This window comes from Gordonia sp. DT101, assembly GCF_049844895.1.
In the GTDB taxonomy this organism is placed as follows: domain Bacteria; phylum Actinomycetota; class Actinomycetes; order Mycobacteriales; family Mycobacteriaceae; genus Gordonia.
In genome coordinates this window covers 140,004-159,429 of sequence record NZ_JBNCLX010000003.1, presented here as the reverse complement: position 1 = coordinate 159,429, position 19,426 = coordinate 140,004, and the positions used below count along the sequence as shown (strand labels likewise).

The following is a 19,426-nucleotide window of genomic DNA, read 5'->3' as shown; positions in this document are numbered from 1 at the left end:
CAGGAGTCGACCGTGGCGAATCGAAGAGGTGAAGCGGAGGCGGAGATCATCGACGCGATCTCGGTGATCACCACGAAACGTGATGGCGGAGAGCTGACCGACGCTCAGATCGACTGGGTGATCGACCGGTACACGCACGGCGCCGGGAGCGGAGCGGGCGGGCCGGATGTGGGTGGCGCCGGGAGCGGAGCGGGTGGGCGTGTGGTCGACGAGCAGATGTCCGCTCTGTTGATGGCGATCTTCCTCCGCGGGATGAATCGTCGCGAGATCTCGCGGTGGACGCAGGCGATGATCGATTCCGGGCGGCGGATGGATTTTTCCGGCCTACGGCGTGGTGGCCGTGCGATGGTGACCGTCGACAAGCATTCGACGGGCGGTGTCGGGGACAAGATCACCCTGCCGCTGGCCCCGCTGGTGGCCTCGTTCGGGGTGGCCGTTCCCCAGCTGTCCGGTCGCGGGCTGGGTCACACGGGTGGAACTCTGGACAAGCTCGAGTCGATCTCCGGCTGGCGCGCCGACATTTCTGCTGCCGACATGGGCGAGCAGCTCGAACGGGTCGGTGCGGTGGTGTGCGCCGCCGGAGGCGGCCTCGCGCCGGCGGATCGGCGACTCTATGCGCTGCGAGATGTGACCGGGACCGTGGAATCCATACCACTGGTGGCCAGCTCGATCATGAGCAAGAAGATCGCCGAGGGCACGGGGGCCCTGGTCCTCGACGTGAAGTTCGGTAGCGGGGCGTTTCTCAAGTCGGAAGCACAGAGCCGGGAACTCGCCGAGACGATGGTGTGGCTCGGGCATGCGGCGGGCGTGGCGACCACCGCCCTGTTGACGGACATGAACACCCCTCTCGGCCGCACTGCAGGCAATGCGCTGGAGGTGGCCGAGTCGGTGGAGGTGCTCGCCGGCGGGGGCCCCGATGACGTCGTCGAGCTCACGCTTGCGCTGGCACGCGAGATGCTCGACGCAGCGGGCCTCACCGACGCCGATCCTGCGAAACATCTGGCGGACGGGACCGCGATGGACACCTGGCGCGCGATGATCGCCGCGCAGGGCGGTGACCCCGATGCGCCGCTGCCCCGGGCCCGGCATACCGAGACGGTGCGGGCCACCGAGTCGGGCATCGTCACGCGGCTCGATGCGATGGCGGTCGGGGTCGGGGCGTGGCGGCTCGGCGCGGGACGTGCCGTTCCGGGCGAGGCGGTGCAGGCCGAGGCGGGAATCACGTTGCATGCCAAGCCGGGCGATCGGGTGACGGCAGGTGATCGGTTGTTCACGTTGCACACCCGGACCCCGGAGCGCCTCGGCGCGGCGCGGGCCGCGCTGACGACCGCGGTCGGAATCGGAGATTCTGCGGCACAACGCAGGCCGCTGGTCGTCGACCGCGTTACCGTCGATTCATGACGCCTGTCGACCCGACCACGCCGCCGGGGCGGCCGCTGGATCTCCCCAATATCTCCCTGGCCCCCAAGGTGGTGCTCCACGATCACCTCGACGGTGGCCTGCGACCGGCGACGGTCCTCGAACTCGCACGCGAGGTGGACTATCCGGATCTCCCGGCCGACGATGCGCGGTCACTGGCCCGATGGTTTCGCGATGCGGCGGACAGCGGTTCACTCGAGCGCTATCTCGAAACGTTCGCGCATACCGTCGCGGTGATGCAGACCCCGTCTGCGCTGAGACGTGTGGCGCTCGAATGCGTCCGGGATCTGGCTGCCGACGGGGTGGTCTACGCCGAGGTGCGATACGCACCCGAGCAACATCTCGCGCGCGGGATGACGCTCGACGAGGTGGTCGAGGCGGTACTGGCGGGTTTCCGCGAGGGGGAGGCCGAAGCCGAGGCGCAGGGGCATCCGATCGTGGTGCGCTGTCTGGTGACCGCCATGCGTCATGCCGCCCGTTCGCAAGAGATCGCCGAACTGGCGGTGCGATATCGGGACGACGGCGTGGTGGGCTTCGACATCGCGGGTGCCGAGGCGGGGAATCCACCGACCCGCCATCTCGACGCGTTCGAGTTCATGCGGGCAAACAACGCACACTTCACCATTCATGCCGGTGAGGCGTTCGGGTTGCCGTCGATCCATGAGGCGATCGCCTTCTGCGGCACCGACCGCCTCGGGCACGGGGTCCGGGTCATCGACGACATCACGCTGCCGCCGGGAGCGGACCTGGCCGCCGAGTCGTTCGACGGAGCGGAGCTGGGTCAAATCGCGAACATGGTGCGGGACAAGCGCATCCCGCTGGAGCTGTGCCCGAGTTCCAACGTCCAGACGGGTGCGGTCGCCTCCATCGCGGACCATCCGTTCAACGTTCTCGCACGGCTGCGGTTCCGGGTGACGGTCAATACCGACAATCGACTCATGAGCGACACCACCATGAGCAAGGAGTTCTACCGACTGGCCCAGCAGTTCGGCTACGGCTGGGCTGATTTCGAGCGGTTCACGGTCAACGCGATGAAGTCGGCGTTCATTCATTTCGACGAGCGGCTCGCGCTCATCGACGAGGTCATCAAACCCGGGTACGCGGTGCTGATGGGCTGACGTCGGTCGGTTGGTTGGTTGATCGGTCGGTTGGGGTGACCCTTCGTGACGCGTCCTCCGCAGGCTCCGGACGCTCCTCAGGGATCAGGGATCAGGGATCAGGGATCAGGGATCAGGGAGTCGGTCGCGGTGATCTCGATATGGTGCCTCGCTGCGGTTGGTGCGTATTCGATCGGCGGTGGAGAGGGGCGCCTGCGGTCGGGGGGTCAGGACTTCTTGACGAGGCGGTCTTCGAAGTCGTGTACCAGCGCGCGCCAGGCCTCGGACTCGTTGTCGAAGGGCGGACTCGGCGCCATGCGCTTGGGGTCGGGGTTGACCGCGTAATCGACAAACCAGCCCAGCGGCGTGGTCGAGCCGAGGGCTTCGTTGACCGAGTCGTCGTCTGCGTAGTCAGCTGCATCGGTGAGGAGTTCGACCGCGAGGTCGAGCTGATTGCGGTCGATCCGGCGCGGACCGTCGGCGATGTCGTCCACCAGACCCGGCAACACGTACACGTTGTCGTCGATGACGTCGAATTCGAGTGAACCGTCGGTGGCGGAGGTTCGTACCTCGTCGAACGTCGACAATTCGGTGAGGTCGTGGTCGCGCGCGTCGGCGAGGTATCGGCTCAGCGCTCGCGCGGAGGTGAACACGAAGATCTTGCCGTCGGCACCGAGGAATACCGGGTCGTCACCGAGATAGCAACGAAGGGAGAGGTATTCGCCGTCGCCGGTCACGATCCGGATGGGATCGATGCCGACGTTGGCCCAGAAGTCGTCGTCGTCGATCTCGTCGTCTTCGTCGTCCTCATCATCGACGTTGTCGTCCGCTTCGTCGTCCGCTTCGTCGGCCGAATCGTCGGTGTCGCCGTCGACCAGCTCGAGATCGTCGTCATCGGGCTCGTCCTCGTCTTCGGCCGACGCGGCGGCCTCGAGTTCGGCCTCGGCGGTCGAGACGGCTGCTGCGTCCACATCCGGGGTGCTGATCACATCGTCGATCGCATCGATGACGTCGTCCCAGTGCTTCGCGATGAGACGACCGATCCGCACCCACAGGTCGACGCCCTCGCGTCCGACGAAGTTACGGGTCCCGGTGGTGACGGCTCCCAGGATCGGATTGCCGTTGAAGAACTTGGTGATGACGGTCAGTTCGCAGACCTCGCCGAGAATCCGGACGATCTCGAGTGCGTCCTCGAGTTCTGCGATGACCTCTGGACTGGGATCCTCGGCCGCGAGTTCCGGCACCCCGACCAGGTCGTAGCTGTGCTTGTCGTCGGGAACCAGTTCGTCGGCCTGCAATCCGACGACCGTTGACCACGCCGGATGATCGGCGAGATCGTTGTCGTCGCCGGCGCGGATGAACGCGGCCAGCTCCGCGACGCCCGGGAAGCCGTATAGATCCTCGTCGAGTCCGAGGAAGGCCTCCCACTCGTCGTCACCCTCTCGCCACCGGGGTGCCCAGAGGGTGAAGGTGTTTCCGTCGGTGAGTCCGAGCTCGATGGGGACGATGTCTCCGGCCATGAGGACACAGCGTAGCGATCCGACCTGTGAACTCGGGTGGCGCCCCCGCGACCGGTCGGTGAACGCCGGTCGTTGCGCGTGCATCGTCATCGCGGACGGAAGAAGCCTTGGAAGCCCTGACCGGCATTGGTGGTGCGCAACGGCGACACCTGAACCGGATCGCCGGCCTCCACGAGTTGATCGTTGCCCACATACATCGCCACGTGTCCGTCCCAGACTGCGAGATCGCCGGGCTGCAGTTGCGACTGGCTGACCGGTACCCCGGCGGTGTCCTGATCCTGGGCGAGGCGGGGGAGGTCGAGCCCGGCCTGACGGTATGACCACTGGGTCAGCCCGCTGCAGTCGAAACCGTCCGGTGTCGTGCCGCCCCAGACGTAGGGGACGCCGCGTTGGCTCAGGGCCGCGCGGACGGCCTTCGCGGCGCGTTCGTCGGGTGCGTATGCGGTCGAACCGTCGGGCAGCCTGAGCGGGACACCGCCCGCGGTGTGCGTGGTGGACGGATCGCCGACCTCCGCCGGTGCGGTATGGCGCGCGAGAGTCATCATCCGGTTGGTGTCCTGCGCCAGTTCGGACTGTGCGCGTGCCACGATCTGCATGCCACGGCCCACGTGATCGAGGGCGACCGGCAGGATCATCGCCAGCCCCTGCGGGCTGAACAGGGTCGGCCCGAGCGCCGACGCGGCGCGCTGGAAGGAATCGATCAGGGCGTTGAGCTGATCGGCTGCGACCTTGACCTTGAGTCCGGCGTCGTCGATCAGCGCCGCGATCTCGGTGCTGTCGGTGGCGACGTCCGCCATCGTGCGGTGGGTTCGGTCGGCGGCGACGACAGCGCTGTCTGCGCCCGCGCCCTGCCACGATCGCGACGCCTGCTCGGTCGAGGCGGTCGATGCCTGCCGGACCTGCTCGAGTAGCGGGGTGGCGGTCCGGAGTCGCTGGGCGGGATTGTCGGGCGGCAGAATCCCGGTGCCGAGCGCGGTGATCATGATCCGCAGTGGCGCGATGAGGATGTCGATGGTGAGCATCAGAGTCGCAGCTCCCGGTCGGGTCGGGTGGCCGGCGGTGTCATCGCCGCCGTCACGGTCGCCGCATTGCGATCGTCGGTGTCGACGTAGCGGGCCGTGGCCGCCCGGCTGCGCTCGCCCTGGCCCTGATGTCGCGCGGCGACCCCGTCGAGGCTGCGCGCGCGGGAATCCAGGACGTATGCGGTCGCGGCGAGGAACTCGGCACCGATGACGCCGAAGGTCATGGTGAGCTCGCCCACCTCACCGCGTTGGCGGGCCGTGTGCGATCGGATCTCAGCGGCGGCGGACTGTTGCCGGCGCGCATACGCGGTCAGCGAGTCGGGTTGGACGGTTACCTCGGTCATGTTTGATCTGACGTCACGCCGGCCGGTCCGGTTCCACTTAGGGTGTGAGCCATGCAGGTACAGATCGTCGATCACCCGCTGGCGGCAGCACGGCTGACAACCATGCGGGACAAGACCACGGACAATGCCCGGTTCCGTGCCGCGCTGTCGGATCTGACGCAGATGCTGATCTACGAGGCGCTCGCGGGGGCGCCGACCGAGGCGGTGCCGATCGAGACACCGTTGATCGCGTTCACGGGTACGCGGTTGGCCACGCCACCACTTCTCGTGCCGGTGCTGCGGGCGGGGCTCGGGATGGTCGAGCAGGCCCACGCCATGGTGCCGGAATCGCACGTCGGGTTCGTCGGGGTCGCGCGCGACGAGACCACCGCACAACCTGTGCCGTACCTGGAGTCGCTGCCGGACGATCTCGCCGGACTGCCCGTGTTCGTGTTGGATCCGATGCTGGCCACCGGTGGTTCCATGCTGCACACCATCGATCTGCTGGTGGCCCGCCATGCCACCGACATCACCGCTGTCTGTGTCGTCGCGGCACCGGAGGGGGTGGCCGCGTTGGAGAGCTCTGGGCACCCCGTGCGGCTCGTGGTCGCCGCCGTCGACGACGGGCTCGACGACGTGTCGTACATCGTGCCGGGTCTCGGCGACGCGGGGGACCGCCAGTTCGGTCCGCGCTGACCGTTGGGGCCCTGCGTCAGGCGGCCACGGCCCCCCAGCGGCCCCGCTCGCGGCGGACCACCACATCGTGGTCAAAGCAGACGCTGATCGTCGTCGACGTGAGCGCATCGTCGACCGCACCGGACGCGACCACCTCGCCGTCGCGCAGCAACATCGCGTGACTCGTGCTCGCGGGCAGGTCCTCGAGGTGGTGCGTCACCAGTACGCTCGCCAGATTCGGCACCTCCGAACGTAATTGGTCGATGCCGGTGAGCAACTTCTCCCGAGCGGCGAGGTCGAGTCCGGTCGCCGGTTCGTCGAGGAGCAGCAACGCGGGCCGCGGCATGAGGGCGCGTGCGATCAATGTCCGGCCGCGCTCGCCCTGACTCATCACCGGCCACAGCGAGTCGCGACGCAGGGTCATGCCGAGGAGTTCGAGCAGGTCGTCGGCATGGCGGTGTTCGTCGTCGGTGTACTCGTGTCGGCGGTCGAGTTCCGGCGTGTTGGTCAGTCCGGTCAGCACCACTTCGTGGGCGGTGAGCGGGATGTCGATCCGCCAGCGCGGATCGACATGGCCGATATGTGTACGCAATTCGCGCATGTCCACGCGTCCGAGGCGTTTGCCCAGCACATCCACCGAGCCTCTCGTCGGGTGGCCGCGGGCGCCGAGGATCGCCATCAACGTGGACTTGCCCGCGCCGTTGGGGCCGAGCAGTGCCCAGTGTTCCCCGGGGCCCACCCGCAGGTTCACGTCATGGAGCAGCGAACGGCCGCTGCGGAGGACGTCGATGTCGGAGGCGTCGAGGACTGGTTCGGTAGCCGTGTGCACGACCATCACCGTAGCCAGTGGGCAAGCATCGGCTCGTCGGCCACCGTCTCCCCGCCCTGGCTGATGACCAGCGACTCGGGTGAGATGATATATGTCACACCGTTGTTGGTGACCGCGAAGGTGTCGCCGGACCGCTGCGGATAGTCCACCTCGACGCTCTGGCCGTCGGCGGAACCCTTGTAATACAACCGCCCCGCCTGCGTGCCGACCTGGCAGATGACGATTCGGGAGCGTGTCGTCTCACCGATCATCACGGCCGGGTCGTCGGCTCCGTTGCAGCGCGGTCCGTCCGGGAATCCCTGCCAGTCGGTGCCGGGAACGGTGGGGCGGGGACGTTCGGTGGTGATGGTTGCCGTGGAGGTGTCGATGTCGGTGACGGTGCTGGTGACGATCGACGGCGCAGCAGGCGGTGCCGACGACGCCGACGTGGGCGATTCCGGGGTGCCGTCGTCGAACAGGAGCAGAGCGGCGAGCGCGCCTGCGACGACGATCAGAACTCCGGCCGCGATCGCGACGATCACGATCGGCGACGACCAGGGGGAGCGGTCGTGCGGCTGCGGCGTCGGACGGCTCACGGCTCTCCTCCGGGTAGCTGCGCCGCCACCCGGGCGGCGATTTCGTGCAGGTGGCTGGACGTCTGCGCGACGTCTGGTCGACCGGGGGGCGCCACGACCTCGAGGTAGTACTTGAGCTTCGGCTCGGTACCCGACGGCCGGGCGATCACCCGCAGGGAGATGCCGTCGGCGGTGCGCCCGGTCAGTTGCACTGCGTCGGTGCGCAGTCCGTCGTCGCGGGTGGCGTAGTCCTCGACGTCGACCGCAATCCCGGCCGGCGCGCGGGGCGGCGATCGGCGCAGCGTCGACATCAGGTCGGCGATGCGGTCGACGTCGGTGACGCGGATCGATCGTTGGGTGGTGACGTGGACGCCGTGCGCGAGAGCGAGTTCATCGGCGGCGGCGGACAGATCCGACTTCATCGCGAGCCGCTGGTCGGTGAGCAGGGCGGCCACCACGGCGGTGGCGATCCCGTCCTTGTCGCGGACCGCGTCGGGGTCCACGCAGTGTCCGATGGCCTCCTCGTAGGCATAGAGGAGTGGTTCTCCGGCCCGGACAAGCCATTTGAACCCGGTGAGCGTGCGTACGTGGCGGGCGCCGGCGGCCGACGTGACGGTCTGCAGCATGGAACCGGACACGATGGTGCTGGCCACGACGGGTGCCGCGAGATCGGTGGTGGCGAGCAGATGCGCGCCCAGCAGGGCACCCGTCTCGTCGCCGGTCAGCATGCGCCAGTTGCCGTGGACCCGGGCGCCGACCGCGCAGCGGTCGGCATCGGGATCGAGGGCGATCGCGAGGTCGGCGTCGATGCGTTCGGCCAGGGCGAGTACCCGATCGGACGAACCGGGCTCCTCGGGGTTGGGGAACCGTACGGTGGGAAAGTCGGGATCCGGGGCGAACTGCTCAGCGACGACGTGTACATCGGGAAATCCGGCGCGCCGCAATGCGGCGAGCGCGACGGCGCCGCCGACGCCGTGCATCGCGGTGAGCGCGATCCGTACCGGTGAACGGTGCGCCTGTCCGAAGCGCGCCACGAGTCTGTCGAGGTATCGAGCGGTGTTCGCTCCGGCGCGGTGATCGGGTGATACCCGTTGTCTGCCTATCTTGTTCGCGTCCGGCGCGGTCGCGATCAGTTGTTCGATTCGGCGGTCGGCCGGGGGTACGAGTTGTGCTCCGCCGGCGAGATAGACCTTGTAGCCGTTGTCGGTCGGCGGGTTGTGAGACGCCGTGACGACCACCGCCGCAGTGGCATCGAGATCACGGCACGCGAATGCGACCAGCGGCGTGGGGGTCGGTCCGGGCAGGGTGACGACATCGAATCCCTGCGCGGCAAGGACTTCGGCCGTTGCGGCGGCGAACGCGGGCGAGCCGTGACGAGCATCCCGGCCCACCACGACCGTGGTCCCCGCCTGCCCGTCGTCGAGAAGGGAGCATCCCAGGGCGTGGGTGGCACGGGTGACCACCGCCACGTTCATGCCGGCAGGCCCGGCACGCACCGGACCCCGGAGTCCGGCGGTGCCGAAACGAAGTGTGTCGGCAAAACGTTCGTCGAGTTGATCGGGGCCGAGCGCGGACAACTCGGCCCGGGTCAGGGGATCGGGGTCGGAGGCGATCCAGTCGTGCGGATCGATGGTCGGCATCGTCGCGTCACAATTCGGCGATGATCGAGGCGAGGAGTTCACCCATGCGGGTTGCCGAGGCCTGCCCGACCTCGAGAACCTCCGTGTGACTGAGCGGTTCGCCGGTCATCCCGGCGGCGAGGTTGGTGACCAGCGACATCCCGAGGACCTTCAGGCCCGCGGCGCGGGCCGCGATGGTCTCGTGGACCGTCGACATCCCCACCAGATCGGCGCCGAGTGTACGCAGCATGCGGATCTCGGCCGGCGTTTCGTAGTGCGGGCCGGGCAGCCCGGCGTACACGCCCTCGGCGAGCGACGGGTCGGTGCGGCGGGCGATCTCGCGCAGCTCCGGGGAGTACGCGTCGACGAGGTCGACGAACTGCGCCCCGACCAATGGGGATCGCCCGGTGAGGTTGAGGTGATCGGCGATGAGGACGGGCTGGCCGACCGCCATGTCGTCGCGGAGGCCGCCGGCCGCATTGGTCAGCACGATGGTGTGGGCACCCGTCGCGGCCGCGGTCCGGACCGGGTGGACGACGCGGGCGAGGTGATGTCCCTCATAGGCGTGAATCCGACCAAGCAGGATCAGGACCCGGCGATCGGCGACCTGCACCGAGTGCACGATTCCGCCATGACCTGCGGCCTTCGGTGGGGTGAAACCGGGCAGTGCGGCCATCGGGACGCTGGCGACCGGTGCACCGAATGCCTTTGCCGCCGGCGCCCAGCCTGATCCGAGGACGACGGCGACGTCGTGGGCGGCGCAGTCGGTCTCGGTGGCGATCGTCGCGGCGGCCGCGACGGCTGCGGCGTCGGCATCGGCAGTGGGGTCCATGGCCCAACCATAATGCGCGGCGATAAGGTCGCTACATGCCGTTTCTCAGTTCTGCAGGCGATGTCACCGAGCTCTACCTCGGCTCCGAGGGCGTCGAGCTCGACGAGTCGAATCCGGACAATCGGTTCCGGCTCGACTGGCTCGCCTCGGTCGGTGATCTCCTCGACCAGGTCGCCGCGGAGCCGACGAAACCACTGGTGATCACCGCCACCGGCAAGTTCTTCAGCAACGGACTCGACACCGACTACGTCGCGGCCAACGCGAGCGGATTGCCGCGCTACCTCGATCGTGTCCACGAGCTGTACGTCAAGCTCCTCACCCTGCCCGTTCCGACGGTCGCCGCCGTGAACGGGCACGCCTTCGGCGCCGGAGCCATGCTGGCCCTGTGCGCCGACGTCCGGGTGATGCGCACGGAGCGGGGATTCTGGTCGCTGCCCGAGGCGGCGCTCGGGATGCCGTTCACCCGCGGCATGAGTTCGCTGATCCGCACCCGCGTGACCGATGCCGCTGCGACGGAGGCGATGTTGACCTCCAAGCGATATGGCGCCGACGACGCCGTGGCTGCCGGCATCGTCGAGGAGTCGGTCGAGGTCGACAGGCTGGTCGGGAGGGCCGGGGAGCTGGGCGTCGAACGGGCACCGCTGGCGGGTCCCAATCTCGGATTGATCAAGCGCGGGCTGCGGCAGCCGCTGATCGCCGACCTCGAGACCCCGACACCGTCGACGCTGTTGTGAGGGGCGGGCATGGCCGTGAGTGAGACCGAGGCCCAACCGGTGGCGCCGCGTGACCTGATCGGTGCGTGGTGGGCGGCGCACGGTGAGGATGTGGTGGCGTGGCGCCGGCACATCCATGCGCAGCCCGAGCTCTCGCGGCAGGAGATCAACACCACCGAGCTCGTGATGGCCGAGCTGACCGCGGCAGGTCTGCAGCCGCGTCGGTTGCCGTTGGGAACGGGCGTGGTGTGCGACCTCGGACGTGCCGACCAGCCGCGGGTCGCTTTGCGCGCGGACATGGATGCCCTGCCGATCACCGAACACACGGGACTCGCGTTCAGTTCCACGGTCGAGGGGGTCTCGCACGCGTGCGGCCACGACGCGCACACCGCAATCCTCATGGGGGTGGCCAAATTGCTGGCCTCCGTGGATGCGCTGCCGGTGGGTGTCCGTCTGATCTTCCAGCCGGCCGAGGAGGTCATGCCCGGTGGGGCGCTCGATGCCGTCGCCGCGGGCGTGATGAACGGTGTCAGCCGGATTTTCGCGTTGCACTGTGATCCGAAACTCCCGGTGGGGTCGGTCGGACTGCGGTCGGGCGCACTGACGTCGGCGGCCGACCACATCGATCTACAGCTGCATTCCGCGGGCGGTCACACCTCGCGTCCGCATCTCACCGGTGATCTGGTGTACGCGATGGGCACGGTGATCACCGGTCTGCCGGGCATCCTGTCCCGCCGTATCGATCCGCGGTCCGGAACCGTGATGGTGTGGGGCGCCGCACATGCCGGCAACGCTCCGAATGCGATCCCGCAGGAGGGCCGCCTGCGTGGCACCGTACGTACCGGCGATCACACGACCTGGGCGGAACTCGAGCCCCTGGTCCGCAGTGTGATCGGTGAACTGCTCGCGCCGCTCGGTGTGCGCTATGACCTGTCGTACTTCCGCGGGGTGCCACCGGTGGTGAACGACGAGGTCGCGGTCGAGATGATGCGGACAGCCGTTGCCGCAATCGGGCCCAACGCGGTCGCGGACACTCCGCAGTCGCCGGGCGGTGAAGACTTCTCGTGGTACCTCGAACACGTGCCGGGCGCGATGGGCCGCCTCGGCGTATGGGACGGGATCGGTCCCCACGGCGACCTTCATCAGCCGGGGTTCGACCTCGATGAGCGCGCCCTGGAGATCGGGGTGCGGACCCTCGCCGGCATCGCGCTGGGCGTCGCCTGACCGGTCGATCCCGCTGCTAGGGCTCGTCGGGTCCCGGCCCGGGCCCGACGTTTCGTGATTCGCGCAATCGAAGATCCTGTACGTACTCGGCGGGTGCGCCGGCGATCTCCGCAGCCTCGGCCATCACGCCGAGGTAACGCGCCGACGGCAGGCCGCCCTCATAGGCGTCGAGCACGTAGAGCCAGGCGAGCACCGGGCCGTCGGCCGTGTGGATGCGTGCGCGGATCTTGACGTGGATACCGAGTTCGGAACCCTCCCAGCGGTCGAGGTTGTCCTCGTCCTCGGAGGTCACGTCGTAGAGGACCACGAAGACCTTGGCGCCGGAATCGTCCCGGTCCTCGGTGACGGTCGCGAGCGAACCCTCCCAGCCGATGTCCTCGCCGCCGAAGGTCAACCGCCAGCCGTGCAGCCACCCGGTTCCCGACATCGGCGAGTGCGGTGCACGCTCGGCCATCTGCTCGGGATGCATGTTGGACCCGTAGGCGGCGTAAATCGGCACGGGCGAAAGCCTAGATGGTCGGCGCGCGCCGCGAAAGCCGACCGGCCCCGATCGCGCGCCGCGAGGTGGGGCGGGGACTAGGTTGGTAGACGACGAACCGGGCGCCGGAACGAGATGTGTGGGCCGAATCACCACCGTCGGCCGAGGATGAGGAGAGGACTCACAGTGACCAAGATCGTGATCATCGGCGGCGGACCCGCGGGTTACGAGGCCGCGCTCGCCGCGGCCGTCTACGGCGCCGACATCACCGTGATCGACTCCGACGGCATCGGCGGCGCATGTGTCCTCTGGGATTGTGTGCCGTCGAAGACCTTCATCGCCTCCACCGGCATCCGGACCGAGGTGCGCCGTGCCGTCGATCTGGGCATCAACATCCGGACCGATGACGCTCTGGTGACCGTGACACAGATCCATCAGCGCGTCCGGGATCTGGCGTTCGCCCAGTCCGCCGACATCAGGTCCCGATTGATCAGCGAGGGTGTCAACCTGGTGTCCGGCCGCGCGCAACTCGACCAACGGCAGATCGGCGTGTCCACACACGGCGTGATCGCCACTCTTGCCGACGGATCGACGCAGCGGTACGAGGGCGACGTGGTCCTGATCGCGACCGGCGCCTCACCTCGTGTCCTGCCCGACGCCCGGCCCGACGGCGAACGCATCCTCAACTGGCGTCAGCTCTATGACCTGGAAGAGCTGCCCGAGCACCTGGTGGTGATCGGTTCGGGTGTGACCGGCGCCGAGTTCGTGCACGCCTACACCGAATTGGGCGTCAGGGTGACGCTCGTGTCCAGTCGTGACCGGGTGCTGCCGGGCGAGGACGAGGACGCCGCCCTGGTGCTGGAGGACGCGCTGGCCGAGCGCGGTGTCGAACTGATCAAGCACGCTCGTGCGGACAAGGTTGAGCGGCACGGGGATTCGGTGACCGCGCACCTGACCGACGGACGCACCGTGACCGGCTCGCATGTGTTGATGACGGTGGGATCGGTACCCAACACGAACGATCTCGGGCTCGACCGGGCAGGTGTGGAGATCGACCGGAACGCTTATATCACCGTCGATCGGGTGTCGCGGACATCGGTTCCGGGCGTGTATGCGGCGGGGGACTGCACCGGCCTGCTGCCGCTCGCTTCGGTGGCGGCGATGCAGGGGCGGATCGCCATGTACCACTCACTCGGTGAGGGCGTCAGTCCCATCAAGCTGAAAACCGTTGCGTCCGCGATCTTCACGCGTCCGGAGATCGCCACCGTCGGCGTGTCGCAGACGGCCATCGACGCCGGTGAGTATCCGGCACGGACCGTGATGCTCCCGCTCGCGACCAACCCGCGGGCCAAGATGAGCGGCCTCCGTCGGGGTTTCGTGAAGATCTTCTGCCGCCCGGCCACCGGAGTGGTGATCGGCGGCGTGGTGGTGGCGCCCAACGCATCGGAGCTGATCCTCCCGATCGCGCTCGCGGTGCAGAACAAGCTGATGGTCTCCGACCTCGCGCAGACGTTCTCGGTGTACCCGTCGTTGACCGGCTCGGTGACCGAGGCGGCGCGCCAGCTCGTCCGCCACGACGACCTGGACTAGCTTCCGCAGGCCCCGACGAGGATCAGCGGGGAGTGCGGAGCCCGGCGACCAGGAGCGCGACCATGCGCCGCGCGTCGTAGTCCTCGTCCCCGCCGATGCACAGATTGCCGATGCCACGCAGGAATTCGAGCGCGGTGACATCGGAGCGGATCTCCCCGGCGGCCGCGGCCCCGTCGAGCAGCGCGCCGCAAACGGGCACCAGCCGATCCAGGAAGTACGCGTGCAGCGTCTGGAAACGCGCGGTGTCGGAGCGCAGCGCGGCAGCGAGGCCGTGCTTGGTGGTCAGGAAGTCGACGAAGAGCTCGACCCACTCGGCGAGTGCGAGGTACGCAGTGGTGGCGGTGGCCATGAGTTCCGGCCCGGCCTCGGCGCACGCCTCGACCTGGTGCTGATAGACGGCGATGACGAGGTCGGCGCGGGTGGGGAAGTGGCGATAGATCGTGCCCATCCCGACACCGGCGCGATCGGCGATGTCACGTACCGGTGCCTCCACACCGGAGACGACGAAGACTGCCGCGGCCGCGTCGAGCAGGGCCTGCTCGTTGCGCCGCGCATCCGCACGTTTGCGCGGTGATGTCCGCGGTCGTGTACCCGCTGGTCGGTCGCTGCCCTTCGGCACTCGGCCACATCCGTTCCGATCGAGGTCTTGAAAAACGGAACAACGCTCCGTATCGTAATCGGAGCAGGGTTCCGCTTACATGCACATCTTGCCAGAGAGCCCGGCCGAACAACGACGTTCCGATACGCCGACCCGCATCCGACTATCCGCACCCCTTCGAGGAGGCGCCACGATGACTCCCGCCGCACACCCGAGTTTCGGGATCATGACCGCACCCATGCAGGTCAGCTATGAGGACGTCCTGCGCGTATGGCGAGAGGCCGACGAGGTCCACGCCATCGAGCACGCGTGGCTGTTCGACCACCTGATGCCGATCGGTGGTGATCCCGACGGGCCGATTTTCGAGGGGTGGACGCTGCTCTCCGCGCTGGCCGCGCAGACCGAGCGCCTGCGCCTCGGACTCCTGGTGACCAGCAACAGGTTTCGGCCGCCGGCAGTGCTCGCCAAGATCGCGACGACCGTCGACATCGTCTCCGGTGGCCGCCTCGATTTCGGCATCGGCGCCGGATCGCGGCCGAGTCATCCGCTCGCCCGGCGGGAGTACGACGCGCATGGTCTGCCCTATCGCGATGCGGCGCAGGCCGTCGCGGACCTGGCCGAGGCGTGCACGGTGATCCGCCGACTGTGGAGCGAGACCGCGCCGTTCGATTTCGACGGTGAGAACGTGCAGGTGACCGGCGCATTCGGCAACCCCAAACCGATGCAGTCCCCGCACCCGCCGATCGTCATCGGAGGACGGTCCACGCCGACGCTGCGGGTGGTCGCCGAACATGCCGACATCTGGAACATCCCGGGCGGTGACTTCGACGATGCCATCCGGCGCAACGCGGTGGTCGATCGATTGTGCGCCGAGATCGGGCGCGATCCGGCGACTATCACCCGATCGATCGCTCTGCCGGTCTCCTACGACCGCCCCGACGGCACCCGTCGCGAGATCGCCGAGGCGCTCGACGCCGGGTTCTCGCACGTCGTCCTGATGTTGCCGTCGCCCTACCCGGATCGGGTGGCGCACTGGGTCGCCGACGAACTCATCGACACGCCGGCGTGAACTCCGCCCAAGCAGTCAGGCGAGATCGAAGCTGTGGCCGACCGCGCGGTTCCAGCCCTCGTAGAGACGGTTGCGTTCGTCGGCCGCCATCCGGGGTTCCCAGCGCTTGTCCTCGGCCCAGTTCGCGCGGATCTCGTCCTCGGATTCCCAGTAGCCGACGGCGAGACCTGCCGCGTAGGCGGCGCCGAGTGCCGTGGTCTCGTTGACCACCGGTCGCACCACCGGGACGTCGAGGATGTCGGCCTGGAACTGCATGAGCAGATCGTTGACGACCATTCCGCCGTCCACCTTGAGTGTGGACAGCTCGACGCCGGAGTCGGCCTGCATCGCCTCGATCACCTCACGGGTCTGAAAGGCGCTGGCCTCCAGGGCGGCTCGCGCGAGGTGCCCTTTGTTGACGAAGCGCGTCAGGCCGACGATGACCCCGCGGGCATCGGGTCGCCAGCGCGGCGCGAACAGTCCGGAGAACGCCGGGACGAAGTAGGCGCCACCGTTGTCCTCCACCGACGCGGCCAACGATTCGATCTCGCGGGCGTGATCGAAGAGACCGAGGTTGTCGCGCAACCACTGCACCAGCGATCCCGTGACGGCGATCGACCCCTCGAGTGCATAGCGTGCGTCCTGTTCGCCGATCCGGTAGCAGACCGTGGTGAGCAGGCCGTGGTCACTGAACACCGGCTCGGTCCCGGTGTTGAGGAGGAGGAAATTGCCGGTGCCGTAGGTGTTCTTGGCCTCACCCGGATTCAGGCACGCCTGCCCGAAGGTGGCGGCCTGTTGATCGCCCAGGATGCCGGCCAACGGTACGCCGGGGAGTGAGCCGTGCTCGCGCAGCGGCCCGTAGACCTCGGATGAGCTGCGGATCTCGGGAAGCAAGGACATCGGCACGCCCATCTCGGCGCAGATGTCCTCATCCCAGGCCAGGGTGCGTAGGTCCATCAGCATCGTCCGCGACGCGTTGGTGACGTCGGTGATGTGCAACCCGCCGTCGCGTCCACCGGTCATGTTCCAGGTGATCCACGAATCCATTGTGCCGAAACACAGTTCGCCTGCCTCGGCACGTCGGCGAGCACCGTCGACGTGGTCGAGTAGCCACCGGATCTTGGGTCCGGCGAAATACGTCGACAGCGGCAGGCCCGTGCGTTCCCGGTAGCGATCCACCCCGACGTCGCCGGCGAGCGTGCCGCAGAGTTCGTTGGTGCGGGTGTCCTGCCAGACGATGGCGTGGTGGATCGGGTCGCCGGTCTCGCGGTCCCAGATGAGAGTTGTCTCACGTTGGTTGGTGAGTCCGCAGGCGGCGATGTCGCCATGTTTCAGATCGGCGGACGCCAGTGCGGCGGCGGCCACGCGACGGGTGTTGCGCCAGATCTCCGATGCGTCGTGCTCCACCCAGCCTGCCTGCGGGAACACCTGCTCGTGTTCGATCTGCTCGGAACTGACCACGCGGCCGTGCCGGTCGAAGATCATCGCCCGTGTGGACGTGGTGCCCTGGTCGATGGCGGCGACGTATGTGCTTGCACTACCCACGACGGACAGTGTCGCACGCGGTGGCATCGGAGGAGATCAATTAGGCTCGGCAAGCATGAACACCGAGTTCAACCCAGACCGACCAGCGGATATGGGTCCGCTCTACCGAGCCGAGGCGTGGCGCCGGCTGGTCAGTGAGCAGTTCGACCTCGTCGTCATCGGGGGCGGGGTCGTCGGTGTGGGAACTGCGCTCGACGCCGCCACCCGTGGTCTGCGAGTTGCCCTGGTCGAGGCTCGCGACATCGCCTCGGGTACATCGAGCCGGTCGTCGAAGATGTTCCACGGCGGCCTCCGGTATCTCGAGCAACTCGAGTTCGGCCTTGTGCGTGAAGCACTTCGGGAACGGGAACTCTCACTGCGTATCCTCGCGCCACATCTGGTCAAACCGTTGCCGTTCCTCTACCCACTGACCCGCCGGGTGTGGGAGCGACCCTACGTGGGCGCCGGGCTGTTCCTGTATGACCAGATGGGTGGATCGAAATCTGTTCCCGGACAAAGTCATGTCACTCGGTCCGGGGCGCTGCGCGTGGCACCGGCGCTGAAGAGAAATTCGTTGATCGGTGGGATCCGCTACTACGACACCGTGGTCGACGACGCCCGGCACAGCCTCACGGTCGCGCGTACCGCGGCGAACTACGGCGCCGTGATCCGGACGTCCACCCAGGTGGTCGGATTCCTGCGGGAGGCGGATCGGGTCCTCGGCGTTCGGGTACGTGATTCGGAGAGCGGCGAGATCGGGGAGGTGCGCGCCCATTGCGTGATCAACGCCGCCGGCGTATGGACCGACGAGGTCCAGGCGCTCTCGAAACAGCGGGGCCACTTCAAGGTTCGTGCCTCCAAGGGTGTGCACATCGTGGTTCCCCGGGATCGCATCGTGAGTGAGACCGCGATCATCCTCCGTACCGCCAATTCGGTGCTGTTCGTGATCCCGTGGGAGACGCACTGGATCATCGGAACCACCGACACCGACTGGAATCTCGATCTCGCTCATCCGGCCGCCACCCGTGCCGACATCGACTACATCCTCGAGCGCGTCAACGAGGTATTGGTCACCAAGCTCACCCACGGTGACATCGAGGGCGTGTACGCCGGGCTGCGGCCGTTGCTCGCCGGTGAGGACGACGAGACTTCCAAGCTCTCGCGCGAACATGCCGTGGCGACGGTCGCGCCCGGGCTGGTGTCGATCGCGGGCGGGAAGTACACCACGTACCGGGTGATGGCCGCCGATGCCGTGGACGCGTGTACCGACTTCATCCCCACGCGGGTCGCGCCGTCCATCACCGAGCGGGTTCCGCTTCTCGGCGCCGACGGCTACTTCGCGCTCATCAATCAATGCGAGCATCTCGGTCGTCGATTCGGGTTGCATCCCTATCGGATTCGGCGTCTCCTCAACCGCTATGGGTCGTTGATCGACGACGTCCTCTACTACGCCGACGCCGAGCCGTCTTTGCTGCAGCCGCTCGCCGCGGCACCGCAATACCTGCGCGTGGAGGTCGTCTATGCGGCGATCGACGAGGCGGCACTGCATCTGGAGGACGTGCTGGCGCGGCGCACGCGGATCGCGATCGAATATCCGCACCGCGGAGTCGATTGCGCGCAGGAGGTCGCCGACCTGCTCGCACCGATCCTCGGATGGTCGGCGGAGGAGACGGCCTTCGAGGTCGCCACCTACATCGCCCGGGTGGAGGCCGAGGTCGCATCACAGCGCCAGCCTGACGACGATTCCGCCGATGCCCTGCGGGCTGCCGCCCCGGAAGCGCGACCGGAAATCCTGGAGCCGGTACCGGTACCAGACTGAATCGGTGATGTGTGATCGTCGAAAGTCGGGACCTTTGGCACTGTCGGCCCACCTCCTCCGCAGGAAGAATGGGTTATGACAGAAGGACGGATCATGGTCGACAACGTCGTGCAGGTACTCACCGACGACGAGGCCTGGGAACTTCTCGCAACCGTCGCACTCGGACGAATCGCGTTGAGTGTCAACGGTCAGCCGGACATCTTCCCGGTCAATTTCCACGCCGGTGAGGGACGGATCGTCTTCCGCACAGGTGAGGGCACCAAGCTCTCCGAGATCGCGGTCAACGAGAACGTCGCCTTCGAAGCCGACGACCACACCGCACTGAGGGGTTGGAGCATCGTCGCAAAAGGTGCTGCACGCGTGTTGGTTTCGACTCATGACATCGCCGCTGCCGACGAAATGCCCTTGCAACCGTGGACTCCCACGATCAAGTACAACTACGTCGAGATCTCGGTCGACGAGATCAGCGGGCGGCGCTTTCTGTTCGGTCCCGAGCCGGAACGGTATCCGGTCTGAATCGGGGGCGGGTACCGCACGTCACG

The 19,426-nt window shown here is 67.7% G+C and carries 19 protein-coding genes; 9 read left to right on the top strand and 10 right to left on the bottom strand.

All coding sequences use genetic code 11. The features are described from left to right. The first annotated feature begins 12 nt into the window (after window positions 1-12). Both ACLQ3I_RS12025 and ACLQ3I_RS12020 read left to right on the top strand, forming a co-directional pair. The gene (locus ACLQ3I_RS12025) at window positions 13-1,401 is read left to right on the top strand and encodes a thymidine phosphorylase (RefSeq protein ID WP_425802110.1); all 1,389 of its coding nucleotides are present in this window, start codon (window positions 13-15) and stop codon (window positions 1,399-1,401) included. After that, on the top strand, window positions 1,398-2,537 hold the full coding sequence (locus ACLQ3I_RS12020) for an adenosine deaminase (protein ID WP_425788149.1): 1,140 nt from the start codon (window positions 1,398-1,400) through the stop codon (window positions 2,535-2,537). The genes ACLQ3I_RS12025 and ACLQ3I_RS12020 overlap by 4 nt, the downstream gene beginning before the upstream one ends. A gap of 206 nt (window positions 2,538-2,743) precedes the next feature. Here the strand turns inward: ACLQ3I_RS12020 and ACLQ3I_RS12015 are convergent, their stop codons facing one another. The 3 genes from ACLQ3I_RS12015 to ACLQ3I_RS12005 form a co-directional block, all read right to left on the bottom strand. Next, complete coding sequence (locus ACLQ3I_RS12015) at window positions 2,744-4,036, bottom strand: primosomal protein (RefSeq protein ID WP_425802107.1); 1,293 nt, start codon at window positions 4,034-4,036, stop codon at window positions 2,744-2,746. 86 nt (window positions 4,037-4,122) lie between these two features. Continuing rightward, window positions 4,123-5,058, bottom strand: coding sequence for a C40 family peptidase (locus tag ACLQ3I_RS12010; RefSeq protein WP_425788146.1), 936 nt, complete (start codon window positions 5,056-5,058; stop codon window positions 4,123-4,125). Then, the gene (locus ACLQ3I_RS12005) at window positions 5,058-5,402 is read right to left on the bottom strand and encodes a type VII secretion target (RefSeq protein ID WP_425802104.1); all 345 of its coding nucleotides are present in this window, start codon (window positions 5,400-5,402) and stop codon (window positions 5,058-5,060) included. The genes ACLQ3I_RS12010 and ACLQ3I_RS12005 overlap by 1 nt, the downstream gene beginning before the upstream one ends. A 51-nt stretch (window positions 5,403-5,453) precedes the next feature. On the opposite strand from ACLQ3I_RS12005, the gene upp reads away from it, so the two are divergent. Continuing rightward, on the top strand, window positions 5,454-6,077 hold the full coding sequence (gene upp, locus ACLQ3I_RS12000) for a uracil phosphoribosyltransferase (protein WP_425788142.1): 624 nt from the start codon (window positions 5,454-5,456) through the stop codon (window positions 6,075-6,077). Window positions 6,078-6,093: 16 nt separating this feature from the next. Here the strand turns inward: upp and ACLQ3I_RS11995 are convergent, their stop codons facing one another. The 4 genes from ACLQ3I_RS11995 to ACLQ3I_RS11980 are packed head-to-tail and all read right to left on the bottom strand — an operon-like array spanning window position 6,094 to window position 9,890. Continuing rightward, window positions 6,094-6,885 (bottom strand): ABC transporter ATP-binding protein, encoded by a 792-nt coding sequence (locus tag ACLQ3I_RS11995; protein ID WP_425802101.1) that lies wholly within the window; start codon window positions 6,883-6,885, stop codon window positions 6,094-6,096. 5 nt (window positions 6,886-6,890) lie between these two features. Beyond that, entirely contained in the window at window positions 6,891-7,460 is a 570-nt protein-coding gene (locus tag ACLQ3I_RS11990) for a hypothetical protein (RefSeq protein ID WP_425802098.1), read from the bottom strand. Continuing rightward, on the bottom strand, window positions 7,457-9,079 hold the full coding sequence (locus tag ACLQ3I_RS11985; protein WP_425802095.1) for a phospho-sugar mutase: 1,623 nt from the start codon (window positions 9,077-9,079) through the stop codon (window positions 7,457-7,459). The genes ACLQ3I_RS11990 and ACLQ3I_RS11985 overlap by 4 nt, the downstream gene beginning before the upstream one ends. A 7-nt stretch (window positions 9,080-9,086) precedes the next feature. Then, window positions 9,087-9,890: a purine-nucleoside phosphorylase gene (locus ACLQ3I_RS11980; RefSeq protein WP_425802093.1), complete on the bottom strand. Its 804-nt coding sequence runs from the start codon at window positions 9,888-9,890 to the stop codon at window positions 9,087-9,089. A gap of 35 nt (window positions 9,891-9,925) precedes the next feature. Here ACLQ3I_RS11980 and ACLQ3I_RS11975 point away from each other — a divergent pair, with 35 nt between their 5' ends. Next, entirely contained in the window at window positions 9,926-10,624 is a 699-nt protein-coding gene (locus ACLQ3I_RS11975; protein WP_425802090.1) for an enoyl-CoA hydratase/isomerase family protein, read from the top strand. A gap of 9 nt (window positions 10,625-10,633) precedes the next feature. After that, the gene (locus tag ACLQ3I_RS11970) at window positions 10,634-11,827 is read left to right on the top strand and encodes an amidohydrolase (protein ID WP_425802088.1); all 1,194 of its coding nucleotides are present in this window, start codon (window positions 10,634-10,636) and stop codon (window positions 11,825-11,827) included. Window positions 11,828-11,843: 16 nt separating this feature from the next. Here the strand turns inward: ACLQ3I_RS11970 and ACLQ3I_RS11965 are convergent, their stop codons facing one another. Then, window positions 11,844-12,326 carry a gamma-glutamylcyclotransferase gene (locus ACLQ3I_RS11965; protein ID WP_425788129.1) on the bottom strand — a complete coding sequence of 161 codons (483 nt, stop codon included), beginning with the start codon at window positions 12,324-12,326 and terminating at the stop codon, window positions 11,844-11,846. Window positions 12,327-12,491: 165 nt separating this feature from the next. On the opposite strand from ACLQ3I_RS11965, the gene ACLQ3I_RS11960 reads away from it, so the two are divergent. Next, complete coding sequence (locus tag ACLQ3I_RS11960; protein WP_425802085.1) at window positions 12,492-13,895, top strand: NAD(P)H-quinone dehydrogenase; 1,404 nt, start codon at window positions 12,492-12,494, stop codon at window positions 13,893-13,895. Window positions 13,896-13,917: 22 nt separating this feature from the next. On the opposite strand, the gene ACLQ3I_RS11955 is transcribed toward ACLQ3I_RS11960, so the two are convergent. Then, on the bottom strand, window positions 13,918-14,514 hold the full coding sequence (locus ACLQ3I_RS11955; protein WP_425788125.1) for a TetR/AcrR family transcriptional regulator: 597 nt from the start codon (window positions 14,512-14,514) through the stop codon (window positions 13,918-13,920). Between the two features lie 172 nt (window positions 14,515-14,686). Between ACLQ3I_RS11955 and ACLQ3I_RS11950 the strand changes: the two genes are divergently transcribed. Further along, complete coding sequence (locus tag ACLQ3I_RS11950; RefSeq protein ID WP_425802082.1) at window positions 14,687-15,562, top strand: LLM class flavin-dependent oxidoreductase; 876 nt, start codon at window positions 14,687-14,689, stop codon at window positions 15,560-15,562. A gap of 15 nt (window positions 15,563-15,577) precedes the next feature. On the opposite strand, the gene glpK is transcribed toward ACLQ3I_RS11950, so the two are convergent. Beyond that, a complete protein-coding gene (gene glpK, locus ACLQ3I_RS11945; RefSeq protein ID WP_425788121.1) occupies window positions 15,578-17,113 on the bottom strand; it encodes a glycerol kinase GlpK in 1,536 nt (511 codons plus the stop codon). Window positions 17,114-17,141: 28 nt separating this feature from the next. Here glpK and glpD point away from each other — a divergent pair, with 28 nt between their 5' ends. Together glpD and ACLQ3I_RS11935 are read left to right on the top strand one after the other, a co-directional pair. Beyond that, window positions 17,142-18,884, top strand: coding sequence for a glycerol-3-phosphate dehydrogenase (glpD, locus tag ACLQ3I_RS11940; protein ID WP_425788119.1), 1,743 nt, complete (start codon window positions 17,142-17,144; stop codon window positions 18,882-18,884). A 93-nt stretch (window positions 18,885-18,977) separates the two neighbouring features. Next, on the top strand, window positions 18,978-19,400 hold the full coding sequence (locus tag ACLQ3I_RS11935) for a pyridoxamine 5'-phosphate oxidase family protein (RefSeq protein ID WP_425788117.1): 423 nt from the start codon (window positions 18,978-18,980) through the stop codon (window positions 19,398-19,400). Window positions 19,401-19,426: the final 26 nt, after the last annotated feature.